The sequence below is a fragment of the Cupriavidus sp. 05T42 genome (assembly GCF_056396345.1).
Genome location: NZ_JBFTLH010000007.1, coordinates 47,629 through 60,933 on the forward strand (window position 1 = coordinate 47,629; position 13,305 = coordinate 60,933).

Consider the following 13,305-nt stretch of genomic DNA (forward strand, 5'->3'; position numbering starts at 1 on the left):
CACGGCGCCGAAGGATTCAGATTGCGTTTTCTCCACACCGCCGACTGGCATCTTGGTCGGCTGTTCCACGCCCGCAGCCTGCTCGAAGACCAGGCTCATGTGCTCGACCAGTTCGTCGCGCTGGTCCGTGACGTACGGCCAGACGCCGTGCTGATCGCGGGCGATGTCTACGACCGCGCCGTGCCACCGCCCGAGGCCGTGGCGCTGCTGGACGACGTGCTGGCGCGCATCGTCGTGGAGGCGGGCGTGCCCGTGGTGATGATCGCCGGCAATCACGACAGCGCGCACCGGCTCGGCTTCGGCGCCCGCCTGATGGCCGCGCAGGGGCTGCACGTGGCGGGGCGCACCGGGCCGCAGGCCAGTTGCGTGACGCTGCACGACGCCGACGGCGAAGTGCGCATCTATGCGCTGCCCTACGCGGAGCCGGCCGCCGTGCGCGATGCGCTCGGGCTGGACCTGCCCAGCCACGAAGCGGCGCTTCAGGCACAGCTGGCGGCCATCCGCGCCACCCATCCGGCCGGTGTGCGCGCCGTGGCGGTGGCCCACGCCTTCGTGGTGGGCGGGACGGTGAGCGAGTCGGAGCGGCCGCTTTCCGTCGGCGGCAGCGGGGCGGTGGCGGCGGAGGTGTTCGCCGGCTTCGATTTCGTCGCGCTCGGTCACCTGCACCGGCCCCAGACCATCGGCGAGCGGGTGCACTACTMGGGCTCGCTGCTCAAGTACTCGCTGTCGGAAACCGAGCACATGAAGTCGGTGTCGCTGGTGGAGATAGACGGCGCCGGGCAGGTGACGATCGAGCCGATCGCCCTCCAGCCGCTGCGCGACCTGCGCGTGCTCCAGGGCGAACTGGCCACGCTGCTGGCGCAGGGCATGGACGACCCGCGCCGCGACGACTATATCTATGCAGTGCTGTCCGATACCGGCGCGCTGCTGGACCCGATGGCGCGGCTGCGCCAGGTCTACCCGAATGCGCTGGCGATGGAGCGCACGGTGCTGGCGCGCACCGGGCAGGCCAGCGCGGCGGGGCGGCAGTTGCGGGAACTCGATACGGGCACGCTGTTCGCCAACTTCTTCCGCGAGGTAGCGGACGCGGATCTTGACGGCGATCAGCGCCGGACGCTGGACGACCTGCTGGCCGACATGGCCGCGGCGGAAAGGGAATCGGCATGAAACCGCTGCACCTGACGCTCCAGGCATTCGGGCCGTTCGCGGCCACGGAGACCATCGACTTCACAAAGCTGGGCGATCAGGCGTTCTTCCTGATCCACGGCCCCACGGGCGCCGGCAAGACCACGCTGCTCGACGCGATCTGCTTCGCGCTGTACGGCGACACCTCGGGCGGCGAGCGCAACCCGCAGGACATGCGCAGCGCCAACGCCGATCCGGCGCTGCGTACCGAAGTCACGCTGGAATTCTGCCTGGGCGCTACGCGCTACCGGGTGACGCGCTCGCCCACGCAGGACCGGCCAAGCCAGCGCGCGGCCGGCGGCTTCGTCAAGGAGGCCGCCAAGGCGCAGCTCGACGTGATGATGGACGACGGCTGGCGGAGCAAGGCGACCCAGCCGAACCGCGTGGGCGATGCCGTGCGCGACCTGCTCGGCTTCGACAGCGCGCAGTTCCGGCAGGTGATCGTGCTGCCGCAGGGGCGCTTCCGCGAACTGCTGACGGCGGACTCGCGCGCGCGGCAGGCGATTCTGGAGCGGCTGTTCCGTACCGAGCTGTATCGCCGCGTGGAGGAGCACCTCAAGGATCAGGCGGCAGGCATCCGGCGCGAGGCCGACGAGATCGGGCTGCGCCGCCGCACGCTGCTGGAGCAGTACACACTGCCGTCGACGGACGCGCTCGCGGAGCGCATCGCCACGCAGCAGGAGGCGCTGCTGGGCTTGCAGCAGCGTGAAGCGCTGGCGCGCGCCGCGAGCGAAGCGGCGCAGGCGTCGCTGCGCAAGGGCGAGATGGAGCAGGCGCAACGCACGGCGTGGCAGGAGGCCGAGGCCACGCACGCGCGCCTGAGCGCCCGTACGCCGGCCATGGATCTGGAGCGCGCCCGGCTGCGGGCGGCCCAGCGCGCGGCGCACGTGACCCCGGTGGCGCGCAATGCCGAGGCGGCACGCCGCGAGCAGGGTGCCTCCCGCGAGGCGCTGGCCCGGGCCGAGGCCGCCGCCGCGCGCGACCGGCAAGAGGCGGACGCCGCCACCGTCGCCCTGCGTGCCGAACTGGCCCGCGCCGAGGAACGGCAGGCGGCGCAGCGGAGCGCGAGGACGCTGGAAGACCTGCTGCCGCGTGCGCGGCAGCTTGGCCTGCTGCAACACGCGCTGGCGCAGACCAATGCCACCCTGACCCACGCGCAGGCGGCGCACGCCAAGGCTGTGGCGGCGCTGGATGCCGGCACCAAGCGCCAGCAGGCGCTGGACGAGGCGCTGGCGCAGGCGCGCGCCACGGCGGCCCCGCTCGACGCCACGCGGCTCCAGCGCGACAACGCGCGCGAGCGCCTGGCGCGCATCGGCAAATATCGACAGGTGGAAGTTGCCCTGCCGCCGCTGCGCGCGGCGCAGACGGCTGCCCAGACGCAATGGACCCGGGCCAGCGCCGCACGCGACACCGCGCGGGCCGCGCTGGCGCAGTCGGAAGCCGCCTGGCGCGTGGGACAGGCCGCGCGGCTGGCTGCCGGGCTGCATCGTGGCGATGCCTGCCCGGTGTGCGGCGGCACCGATCACCCGGCGCTGGCGCAGCAGGTGCTGGCGCTGGTGACCGATGACGACCTCGACGCGAGCCGCGCCGCGCTCCAGCGTGCCGACGAGGCACTCGCCGAGGCCACGGCGGCACGCCAGAAGGCCGATGCGGACGTCGCGCAGGCCCAGCAGCGGCTGGCCGATATCGCTGAATCGATCGACGATGGTTCGGAAGACGGCGCGCGCCGGCTGGAGGCCGACGTGGCTGCACTGTCCGCCGCCGTGACGCAGGCGGAGGCGGCAGCGCGCCGAGCGCAGGAACTGGAAGCGGCGGCCACGCAGGGCCGGGCGGCGCTCGCCACCAGCGAGGCTGCCGCCAGCGCCGCCGATGCGCAGGCGCGCGCCGCCGCGCAGGATCAGGCCAAGCGCGAGGGCGAATGGCAAGCCGCCAGCGCGCAGGTGCCAGCCGAATCGCGCGATCCCGATGTGATCGCGACATCGCTCGAAGCGGCCCGCCGCCATGCCGGCGCGCTGGAAGCGGCGTTGGAAGTGGCACAGGCTGCGGACCGGCAGGCAGCGGCGACGCTCTCCGGCAGCCAGGCCGCGCTGGCATCGGCCCAGCAGCACGTGGCCCAGGCCGACGCGCGTACGGTCCAGTGCGACACCGAGTTGGCCGATGCGCTGGCGCAGGCCGGATTCGCCGATGTCACGGCCTATGCCGCCGCCACGCTCGCGCCGGACGCCATCGCCACACTCGACGAAGCCGTGCGCCGTTTCGATATCGATCTGGCCACCGCTGCCGAGCACCGCGCGCGCACCGCCGCCATCGCCCAGGCCATCGCCGCGCCGGACCTGCCCGCGCTGCTGGCTGCGCGTGACACGGCGGCCGTGCAGTTGGAGGATGCCATCCGCCAGCGCACCGAACTCGCCGCCGCGCGCGACGCGCTGCTGCAATGCCAGGCCCTGCTCGATGCGCTGGCCGAGGACAGCCGCGATGTGGAGGCGCGCTACGCCGTGCTGGGCCGGCTCTCGGAGGTGGCCAACGGCAACAATCCGCGCCGCATGACGTTCCAGCGCTTCGTGCTGGCGACCCTGCTGGACGAGGTGCTCGAGGCGGCGTCCCTGCGGCTGATGCGMATGAGCCGGGGCCGCTACGCCTTGCAGCGCGTGCGCGAGCAGGGCGACCAGCGCGTGGCGGGCGGGCTCGATCTCGAAGTGTTCGACCATGACACCGGCAGCGCGCGGCCCGCCAATACGCTGTCTGGCGGGGAGGGGTTCCTGGCCTCGCTGTCGCTGGCGCTGKGGCTGGCCGATGTGGTGCAGTCGCGCGCCGGCGGCATCCAGCTCGACACGCTGTTCGTGGACGAAGGTTTCGGCACGCTGGACCCGGAAAGCCTCGATTTTGCGATCCGCACGCTGCTGGACCTCCAGCAGGCGGGCCGGCTGGTCGGCATCATTTCGCACGTGACCGAGTTGCGCGAGCGCATCGATGTGCGGCTGGAGGTACGCCCCGGTGTGAGCGGCAGTCAGGCCGTGCTGCGTCTACCCTGAAGGGATGGCGGCCACCCCTCGCGGGCGGGTGCGATTATCGCCCGCCACGGGACCGGCCGCCTTGACCCTGTTTCCGCGCCGGGTGTAACCTTTGTTCAGTCTGCGAATTGGAGTTCGAATAGCGAACTTTCAGCAGGATTCGCAGGTTTCAGATGCACTCATGGCCGCACACAGACGGCCGCCAAGACAACACCAAGATTGTTGGACCCGGTCTGCGCCCGCCACCATGCCCCAGGCATGGGACAGACGGCGCGGACGCCCCGTCCTGCATGACGCCGGAGACAGTTTTGCGTGCCGCCCCCTTGCGGCTGGTCCCGGCCCTCGCTGCCGGACTTTTCCGTACTGGAACGCAAGTGATCAACAAGCTATATGACTCGGTGGAAGCGGCAGTGGCCGGTATCCACGACGGCGCCACGATCCTGATTGGCGGCTTCGGCATGGCCGGCATGCCGGCCGAGCTGATCGACGCGCTGATCGCACAAGGCGCACGCGACCTCACCATCGTCAACAACAACGCCGGCAACGGCGACACCGGCCTGGCCGCGCTGCTCAAGACCAAGCGCGTGCGCAAGATCATTTGCTCGTTCCCGCGTCAGGTGGATTCGTACGTGTTCGACTCGCTTTACCATGCCGGCGAGATCGAGCTGGAACTGGTGCCGCAGGGCAACCTGGCCGAGCGCATCCGCGCCGCCGGCGCCGGCATCGGCGGGTTCTTCACCCGCACCGCCTACGGCACCCCGCTGGCCGAAGGCAAGGAAACCCGCATCATCGACGGCAAGGGCTATGTGTTCGAGTCGCCGATCCACGCCGACTTCGCGCTGATCAAGGCCGACACGGCGGACCGCTGGGGCAACCTCACCTACCGCAAGACCGCCCGCAACTTCGGGCCTATCATGGCCATGGCCGCCAAATGCGCCATCGTGCAGGTGAGCCACATCGCGGAACTGGGCGAGCTGGACCCCGAGCACATTGTCACGCCGGGCCTGTTCGTCAAGCGCGTGGTCAAGATCGAAGGCGCCGCCCAGGCCGCCAAAGCCGCCAACGCCGATCAAGCCGCCTGAAGCCAAGGAGATCACAATGAACCGCCTGACCCGCGACCAGATGGCCGCCCGCGTGGCCCAAGACATTCCCGACGGTGCCGTGGTGAACCTCGGCATCGGCCTGCCCACCCTGGTGGGCAACCACCTGCCGGCCGACCGTGAAATCCTGCTCCAGAGCGAAAACGGCCTGCTCGGCATGGGCCCCGCGCCCGCGGCCGGCCAGGAAGACGGCGACCTGATCAACGCCGGCAAGCAGCCGGTGACGATCAAGGCCGGCGGCTCCTACTTCCACCATGCCGACTCGTTCGCGATGATGCGTGGCGGTCACCTCGACTTCTGCGTGCTGGGCGCGTTCCAGGTCTCGCAGACCGGCGACCTGGCCAACTGGCACACCGGCGCGCCGGGCGCCATCCCCGCCGTGGGCGGTGCGATGGACCTGGCCATCGGCGCCAAGCAGGTGTTCGTGATGATGGAACACCAGACCAAGCAGGGCGAAAGCAAGGTCGTGCGCGAGTGCACCTACCCGCTGACGGGTATCGGCTGCGTCACGCGGATCTACACCGACCTGGCGACCATCGACGTGACGCCGGACGGTCTGGTCGCCCGCGACCTCGTCGACGGCCTGAGCTTCGACGAACTCCAGCGCCTGACCGGCGTGCCGCTGCTGCAACCCGTGGCGGCCTGACCCATACCAAAGACGAGTGAGACAGAACATGACTGACGCTTTCATCTGCGACGCCATCCGTACCCCCATCGGCCGTTATGCCGGCAGCCTGTCCGCGGTGCGCCCGGACGACCTCGGCGCCGTGCCGCTGCGCGCCCTGATGGCGCGTAACCCGAACCTGGACTGGTCCGCCATCGATGACGTGATCTACGGCAACGCCAACCAGGCTGGCGAGGACAACCGCAACGTGGCGCGCATGTCGTCGCTGCTGGCGGGCCTGCCTGACGCCGTGCCCGGCGCCACCATCAACCGCCTGTGCGGCTCCGGCATGGACGCCACCGGCACGGCCGCGCGCGCCATCAAGTCGGGCGAAGCCACGCTGATGATCGCCGGCGGCGTGGAAAGCATGAGCCGCGCCCCGTTCGTGATGGGCAAGGCCACCTCGGCATTCTCGCGCGATGCGCAGATCTTCGACACCACCATCGGCTGGCGCTTCATCAACCCGGCGATGCGTGCCGCCTACGGCGTGGACTCGATGCCCGAGACCGCCGAGAACGTCGCCACCGACTACAAGATCAGCCGCKAAGACCAGGATCTGATGGCGCTGCGCAGCCAGGAAAAGGCTTCCCGCGCCCAGGCCGACGGCACGCTGGCCCAGGAAATCACGGCGGTCACCATTCCGCAGAAGAAGGGCGACGCCATCGTGGTGGAGCGCGACGAACATCCGCGTGCCACCAGCATGGAAGCGCTGGCCAAGCTCCGCGGCGTGGTCCGCGCCGACGGCACGGTCACCGCCGGTAACGCCTCGGGCGTGAACGACGGCGCCTGCGCCCTGCTGCTGGCCAGCGAGGCCGGCCTGAAGCAGCACGGCCTGACCCCGCGTGCCCGCATCGTCGGCATGGCGACTGCCGGCGTGGCGCCGCGCGTGATGGGCATCGGCCCGGCCCCGGCTACCCAGAAGCTGATGAAGCAGTTGGGCATGTCGCTGGACCAGATCGACGTGATCGAACTGAATGAGGCGTTTGCTGCACAAGGGCTGGCCGTGCTGCGCCAGCTCGGCATCGCCGACGATGACAAGCGCGTGAACCCCAACGGCGGCGCCATCGCGCTGGGCCACCCGCTCGGCATGAGCGGTGCCCGCCTGGTGACCACGGCGATGTACCAGCTGCATCGCACCGGCGGCCGCTACGCGCTGTGCACGATGTGCATCGGCGTGGGCCAGGGCATCGCCATGGTGATCGAACGCGTCTGACCGTTGCTGAACGTGTCCTGACGGGCTTGAGGGGCGCCGGGCGCCCCTCAAGTTTCGTCCGCTTCCTGCCGTTTACCCGGATGGGAAGTTTCAGTGGTGTCTCTTCCCCAACGAGGTAGAGCAATGCGGCCGGGCCGACGGGCTCGCCGGCTGGCCGCATCTTTTTCTGACGGACCCGGCTGAAGTTGCCGGTACGGAGTACCGAGATGTCCCTTCCCGTTGCCACGCTTATCACCGGCGCCAGTTCTGGTATCGGCCGCGCCATCGCCGAAATGCTGCTTGCCGATGGCGTGACCCAGGTGGTCAATGTCGATTACGCGGAACCCGCGTGGTCGCACCCCAACATGACGTTCTTCCAGGCCGACCTGACCAACGCCGACGCCACGCGCGCGGCGGCGGCGCAGGTGACGTCGCGCTTCGCCGTGACGCGGCTGGTGAACAACGCCGGCGCCACCCGCCCCGGTACCGCCGACACGGCCACCACGGCCGACCTAGACTACGTAGTGGGCCTGACGCTGCAGGCCACCATGCTGCTCACCCAGGCCTGCCTGCCCGCGATGCGTGCGGCCGGCTTTGGCCGCATCGTCAACATGGCCTCGCGCGCGGCGCTGGGCAAGCCCGACCGCGTGGTGTATTCCGCGGTCAAGGCCGGGCTGGTTGGCATGACCCGAACGCTGGCGATGGAGCTGGGCGGCGACGGCATCACCGTCAACGCCGTGGCACCGGGTCCCATCGCCACCGAGCTGTTCCGCCGGAGCAATCCGGAGGGCAGCGAACAAACACGGCGCATCCTGGCAAGCATCGCCGTGAAACGAATGGGAACGCCGGAAGACGTGGCGCGTGCCTCGCTCTTCTTCCTCTCGCCCGAGAATGGTTTCGTGACCGGACAGGTGCTGTACGTCTGCGGCGGAACCACGCTGGGCGTGGCGCCCGTATAAGAAAGATGCCCGCCCTGGCACGGGGCGGAAATAGCGATTCAAAGCTTGGCGTCGGCGGCACCTATCCCAGCCGTTGGCGAGCATTTCATTCCTGGAGCACAAGATGAGCATGACCAATCAACCTTCGAAGGCGCGCAGACGCCTGCTGGCCGCTGGTGTGGCACTGGCCGCCGGCATTGCCGCCGTGGGCGGCGCGCAGGCACAGGGCACCTATCCGACCAAGCCGATCACGATGATCGTGCCGTTCTCGGCCGGTGGCACCACCGACATCCTGGCGCGTATCGTCAGCCTGCAGCTGGGCAAGGCCCTGGGCCAGCCCGTGGTGGTGGACAACCGTCCGGGCGCGGGCGGCAACATCGGCGCTTCGCTGGCCGCCAAGGCCCCGGGCGACGGCTACACGCTGTTCATGGGCACCATCGGCACGCACGCCATCAACCAGTCGCTGTACTCCAAGCTGCCGTACGATCCGGTGAAGGATTTCGCGCCGATCACGCGCGTGGCCATGGTGCCGAACATCGTCGTGGTGAACCCGAAGGTGCCGGTGCACAACGTGAAGGAACTGATCGCCTACGTGAAGGCCAACCCGGACAAGCTGTCGTACGGCTCGTCGGGCAGCGGCTCGTCGATGCACCTCTCGGGTGAGCTGTTCAACTCGATGACCAACCTGCACATCCAGCACATTCCGTACAAGGGCAGCGCCCCGGCCGTGAACGACCTGCTGGGCAACCAGATCGGCCTGATGTTCGACAACATGCCGTCGTCGTACCCGCACGTGAAGGCCGGCAAGCTGCGCGCCATCGCCGTGACCTCGGGCAAGCGCTCGCCGGCCCTGCCGGACGTGCCGACGGTGGCCGAAGCCGGCGTGCCCGGCTATGAAGCCACGTCGTGGTTCGCGCTGTACGCCACGGGCGGCACGCCGCAGCCGATCGTCGACCGCCTGAACGCCGAAGTGGTGAAGATCCTCGCCATGCCGGAAGTGAAGAAGCAGATGGCCGAACAAGGCGCCGAGCCGAACCCGGAAAAGCCGGCCCAGCTCGCCGCCTTCATGAAGTCCGAGTCCGCCAAGTGGGCCAAGGTCGTGAAGGCCTCCGGCGCGACGGTGGACTGATCGTTGCAGCACTGAAGCACGCAGTACGCAGTAAGCAGTACTGGGAACCGGCCCGATGGGCCGGTTTTTTTATGCCCAAGAAAAAGCCCGCGAACCAGTCGCGGGCAGAAATCCCAGGTCCCGGAGGGACAGGAGGAGACAACCGGCACGGGCCGGTGTGCGGGAAATCAGGTCAGGCTGTACTTGACCACTTGTTCCTCGACACCGACAAAGCGCACGAGCTGGCGCAGCCCGCTCGCGTATTCCTTGATGTGATGCCCTTCCGGCGTGTCGGGCAGCCGGTAGTAGATCGGGGCCGAACCGGCGCGGGCGCGGGCCGCGAGGACAGGCGCGGCGGCCTCGCCAGCGGCGGAGCCTTCGGTGAATTCCGGTCTTGCGTTCATAGACAACTCCCGGGAGACGCATGACGCGGAACGTTGGGCCGGCAAAGGGGCGCGCGCATGCGGGTGGCAATGTCTGGAATGTATTGCAAGCGGTCGGGAAATGCCATTTCGTTTTTTTTAGATCTGTTTCGAGACAATTGACTAAATTGTCATAAATAGACGCCGGCGCGCATTGCCGATGCCTGGGGCGCAACAAGCGCGTATCCCATGGGTTAACGGCATGACGCCGCGTGACTTGCGCGTTACCATACCGGGCAGCTTCGCCGCGACCTCACCCGCTCATCGCGGGGCAGGGTCGCAACCTTCATGCCAGGCTCCCGCACCCAGATCCCGCCTCATGTCTACCCAGCACGCCCTGTTGATTTCGCTGATCGAAAAGCCGTCCTCCGGCTACGACCTCGCGCGCCGGTTCGACAAGTCCATCGGCTATTTCTGGCACGCCACGCACCAGCAGATCTATCGGGAACTGGGCCGCATGGCCGATCACGGCTGGATTGCGGCCGATGAGCAGGGCAATGGCGCGAGCAATGGCACCAACGGCGGCGAGCCCGCCGAGGCCGATGGCGTGGAGAAGAAGAGTCGCAAGAAGGTGTATCGCGTGTTGCCGGCTGGTCGCGACGAACTGGCGCGCTGGGTGCTCGCCCCCGGGCTGGGGATCGATCAGCGTGAGGAAATTCTGGTGAAGCTACGTGCAGATGCTGCAATCGGGCCACTGGGACTGGCCGACGAGATGGCACGGCTGATCGCGCTGCATGAGGCGCGGCTTGAGACGTTTCTCAAGATCGAGCAGAAGGACTTCGCGGCCGGGCAGGCCGACCGCACGCGGCAGATTCATCATGCGCTGCTCAGGCGCGGCATCCGCTATGAGGAAGACTGGGTGAAGTGGGCCAAGGACCTGCTGCCGCTGCTGGCGGCTCCCGCCGCCAGCGACAACACGTAACTGCTACCGTCAGGCCACGTCGAGCGCGGAGGCCGCGCTGGCCGGGGCGGCTTCGGCCAGACCGAGGCGACGGCGAGCGAGTGCATACTCCTCCACAAATCGACGCACCAGTTCACCGGCCGGCACCACGCGCTTGATCGCGCCCACGCCCTGGCCGGCGCCCCAGATGTCCTTCCACGCCTTGACGCTCGCCGAGCCGAAATTCATCTTCGAGGCATCGGAGGTCGGCAGGGCTTCCGGGTCCAACCCCGCGCGCACGATGCTGTTGCGCAGGTAATTGCCGTGTACGCCCGTGAACAAGTTGGAATAGACGATATCGTCCGCCGAGCTGTCGACGATCATCTGCTTGTAGGCGTCCTGCGCGTTCGCTTCCTGGGTGGCGATGAAGGCCGAGCCGATATAGGCAAGGTCCGCCCCGGCGGCCTGCGCGGCCAGCACGGCGTTGCCACTGGCGATGGCGCCGGACAGCAGCAGCGGGCCATCGAACCATTCCCGGATTTCATGCAGCAGCGCGAACGGTGACAGTGTGCCGGCATGGCCGCCCGCGCCGGCCGCCACGGCGACCAGCCCGTCCGCGCCCTTCTCGATCGCCTTGCGCGCGAAGGTGTTGTTGATGACGTCATGCAGCACGATGCCGCCGTAGGAATGCACGGCGTCATTGACTTCCTTGCGCGCGCCGAGCGAGGTGATGACGATGGGCACCTTGTAGCGCACGCACAGTTCCAGGTCGTGCTCCAGGCGGTCGTTGGACTTGTGCACGATCTGGTTCACCGCGAACGGGGCGGAAGGACGGTCTGGGTGCCTGGCGTCGTGCTCGGCCAGTTCCGTGGTGATGCGGTCCAGCCATACCTCGAGCTTCTCGGCCGGGCGTGCGTTCAGCGCCGGGAACGAGCCGACCACGCCGGCCTTGCACTGGGCGATCACGAGGTCGGGATTGGAAATGATGAACAGCGGCGAGCAGACGGCCGGCAGCGACAGGTTCTGGAGCAGGGCGGGAAGGGCCATGATGGGATTCCTCTGATCTCTAATAGATGGGGCGTGGAAATACGAGTCGCTCAGGCGCCCCGCAAGATGTGTTTCTGGGCGCCGAGGCGGGCGCCCATGGCCTCGCCCAGCGCCTGCAATGCGCTCAGCGGGCGCACCATGACTTCGAATTCGACGATCTTGCCGGTGGCATCGAAACGGATCATGTCGATGCCCTTCAGCGCCTTGTCGGCCACATTGGCACTGAATTCGAGCACCACGCTCGCCTGGTCGTCGCCGACGAAGCTGCGGTGGTAGCGGAAGTCCTCGAAGACCTCGTTCACCGTGGTCAGCACCAGCTGGATGGCGGCGCGGCCCGGGTAGGGCGTGTGCGCCACGGGTGAACGAAACACCACTTCGTCGGCGACGATGCTATCGAGCGCGTCCATATTGTGGGTGGCGATCATCGTGTGCCACGTGTCCAGCGATTGCGCCGCGGCGGGCGCGAGTGAGAGGTTTCGCATCGGGTCTCCTCCGATCACGTCGAAAGTCGTAGTGGAATCTGCTCTATGCAACTGGTTGCATAGTGAGTGGCAAGGTATCACGACGCGGAGGCGTTTTGCAAGCGGCAGGCAGCTTCGTGTGCCGGGTTGTCTACAATGCACGCATCGCCGTTTTTCGCGGCGCGTCATCCAGGAGCACTCTTGACCACGCTTTCCGGGGCCGACCCGCAGCCCGATGCCCTGTTCGATGCCGACCTCGACGCCTGGCGCCGTCAACCCGAGCGCGCGTTCGATGGCTGGCTGGCCAGCCATGGTTTCCGGCACGGCACCGCCGTCGTCTATCGGGCGATGTGGGGCAAGCTGCTGCGCTGGTCCGGCGAGCAGGGCTTGCCGCCGCTGACGTGGTCGGCGGGGCAGATCGGCGCGTTTCTCGATGCCCAGGACCTGCACAAGCGCCATCGTTATCGTTATGCGCGGCTGATCGAGCGCGTGTTCCACCATCTCTCGCTGCTGCAACAGAACTTGCACAATCCCGCGAGTCAGGCGGTGAAGAATCATCTGACGGAGGGGGATAACGACCCCACGGCCTTCCTGCTGCCGGGCGAGCGCGATCTGCTGGTGGCGCGCGTGCTGTCGCCCGATGGGCTCGAGCGGCCGGACCTGTCGCGCGGCATTTCGCCTACGCAGTGGAAGCGCGCGCGCGACGTGGCGCTGATCGCCGTGCTGCTGGGTGGCGGCCTGAAGGTGGCAGAGGTGCGCGCGCTGCGCGTGGAAACCATCGACGGCTTGGAGGAAGGGGCTGGCGATGGTGGAGAGGGCGCCGCGCTGGCCCTGCGCATGGTGCGCCCGGACAACGGCCGCGCCTATACCGTGTCGCTGTTCCCGTTCGCCGAGGTGCCGCTGCGCCACTGGCTGGCGCTGCGCGCGGCCGCCGGCACGCTCGGCGAACTGGTCTTCCCGGCGATGGCCAATGGCCGGCCGATGCATGCGGCTTCGATCTACCGTCGCGTGGAGCTTCTATTAGAAGAGGCCGGCGTGCTGGCCGGGCGGCGCGAGCGGGCGTCGCCGCAGACGCTGCGCAATACGTGCGGTGCGATGCACTTCGATGCCGGTACTGCACCGGCCAAGGTGGCCCAGGTGCTCGGCATGCGCGATCTGGAGTCCGGCTGGCGGCTGCACGCCGCCTATGAGGCGTGGCAGGCACGTGCCGGCCTGCCGCCGACCCGGTCCGCCGCGCCTCAGCCGTCTTGACGATGGCGCTGTGACGCAGCCGTGATATGTTGGGCGTAACCCGCGC

12 protein-coding genes are annotated in these 13,305 nt (G+C 68.5%); 9 read left to right on the top strand and 3 right to left on the bottom strand.

All coding sequences use genetic code 11. The features are described 5' to 3' along the window. The first annotated feature begins 21 nt into the window (after positions 1–21). The 7 genes from AC1EJR_RS11445 (at position 22) to AC1EJR_RS11475 (ending at position 9,219) form a co-directional block, all read left to right on the top strand. The gene (locus AC1EJR_RS11445) at positions 22–1,167 is read left to right on the top strand and encodes an exonuclease SbcCD subunit D (protein ID WP_477147080.1); all 1,146 of its coding nucleotides are present in this window, start codon (positions 22–24) and stop codon (positions 1,165–1,167) included. After that, entirely contained in the window at positions 1,164–4,217 is a 3,054-nt protein-coding gene (locus AC1EJR_RS11450; RefSeq protein ID WP_477147081.1) for an AAA family ATPase, read from the top strand. The genes AC1EJR_RS11445 and AC1EJR_RS11450 overlap by 4 nt, the downstream gene beginning before the upstream one ends. 353 nt (positions 4,218–4,570) lie before the next feature. Next, positions 4,571–5,278, top strand: a complete 708-nt coding sequence (locus tag AC1EJR_RS11455) for a 3-oxoacid CoA-transferase subunit A (protein ID WP_092296000.1) — start codon at positions 4,571–4,573, stop codon at positions 5,276–5,278. 16 nt (positions 5,279–5,294) lie between these two features. Beyond that, a complete protein-coding gene (locus tag AC1EJR_RS11460) occupies positions 5,295–5,942 on the top strand; it encodes a 3-oxoacid CoA-transferase subunit B (RefSeq protein WP_454757538.1) in 648 nt (215 codons plus the stop codon). A 28-nt stretch (positions 5,943–5,970) separates the two neighbouring features. After that, a complete protein-coding gene (pcaF, locus tag AC1EJR_RS11465) occupies positions 5,971–7,173 on the top strand; it encodes a 3-oxoadipyl-CoA thiolase (protein ID WP_477147082.1) in 1,203 nt (400 codons plus the stop codon). A gap of 206 nt (positions 7,174–7,379) precedes the next feature. Further along, positions 7,380–8,111, top strand: a complete 732-nt coding sequence (locus tag AC1EJR_RS11470; RefSeq protein ID WP_092295991.1) for an SDR family NAD(P)-dependent oxidoreductase — start codon at positions 7,380–7,382, stop codon at positions 8,109–8,111. A 103-nt stretch (positions 8,112–8,214) separates the two neighbouring features. Next, a complete protein-coding gene (locus AC1EJR_RS11475) occupies positions 8,215–9,219 on the top strand; it encodes a Bug family tripartite tricarboxylate transporter substrate binding protein (RefSeq protein ID WP_092295988.1) in 1,005 nt (334 codons plus the stop codon). Positions 9,220–9,386: 167 nt separating this feature from the next. Here the strand turns inward: AC1EJR_RS11475 and AC1EJR_RS11480 are convergent, their stop codons facing one another. Next, a complete protein-coding gene (locus AC1EJR_RS11480; protein ID WP_477109980.1) occupies positions 9,387–9,602 on the bottom strand; it encodes a hypothetical protein in 216 nt (71 codons plus the stop codon). 337 nt (positions 9,603–9,939) lie between these two features. Between AC1EJR_RS11480 and AC1EJR_RS11485 the strand changes: the two genes are divergently transcribed. Then, positions 9,940–10,542 carry a PadR family transcriptional regulator gene (locus tag AC1EJR_RS11485; protein ID WP_477109981.1) on the top strand — a complete coding sequence of 201 codons (603 nt, stop codon included), beginning with the start codon at positions 9,940–9,942 and terminating at the stop codon, positions 10,540–10,542. Positions 10,543–10,551: 9 nt separating this feature from the next. Here AC1EJR_RS11485 and AC1EJR_RS11490 read toward each other — a convergent pair whose 3' ends face one another. Together AC1EJR_RS11490 and AC1EJR_RS11495 are read right to left on the bottom strand one after the other, a co-directional pair. After that, positions 10,552–11,547 carry an NAD(P)H-dependent flavin oxidoreductase gene (locus AC1EJR_RS11490; RefSeq protein ID WP_092295979.1) on the bottom strand — a complete coding sequence of 332 codons (996 nt, stop codon included), beginning with the start codon at positions 11,545–11,547 and terminating at the stop codon, positions 10,552–10,554. Positions 11,548–11,597: 50 nt separating this feature from the next. Next, complete coding sequence (locus AC1EJR_RS11495) at positions 11,598–12,029, bottom strand: nuclear transport factor 2 family protein (protein ID WP_441592659.1); 432 nt, start codon at positions 12,027–12,029, stop codon at positions 11,598–11,600. A gap of 135 nt (positions 12,030–12,164) precedes the next feature. Between AC1EJR_RS11495 and AC1EJR_RS11500 the strand changes: the two genes are divergently transcribed. Then, on the top strand, positions 12,165–13,259 hold the full coding sequence (locus AC1EJR_RS11500; protein WP_477113171.1) for a tyrosine-type recombinase/integrase: 1,095 nt from the start codon (positions 12,165–12,167) through the stop codon (positions 13,257–13,259). The last annotated feature ends 46 nt before the right edge of the window (positions 13,260–13,305 follow it).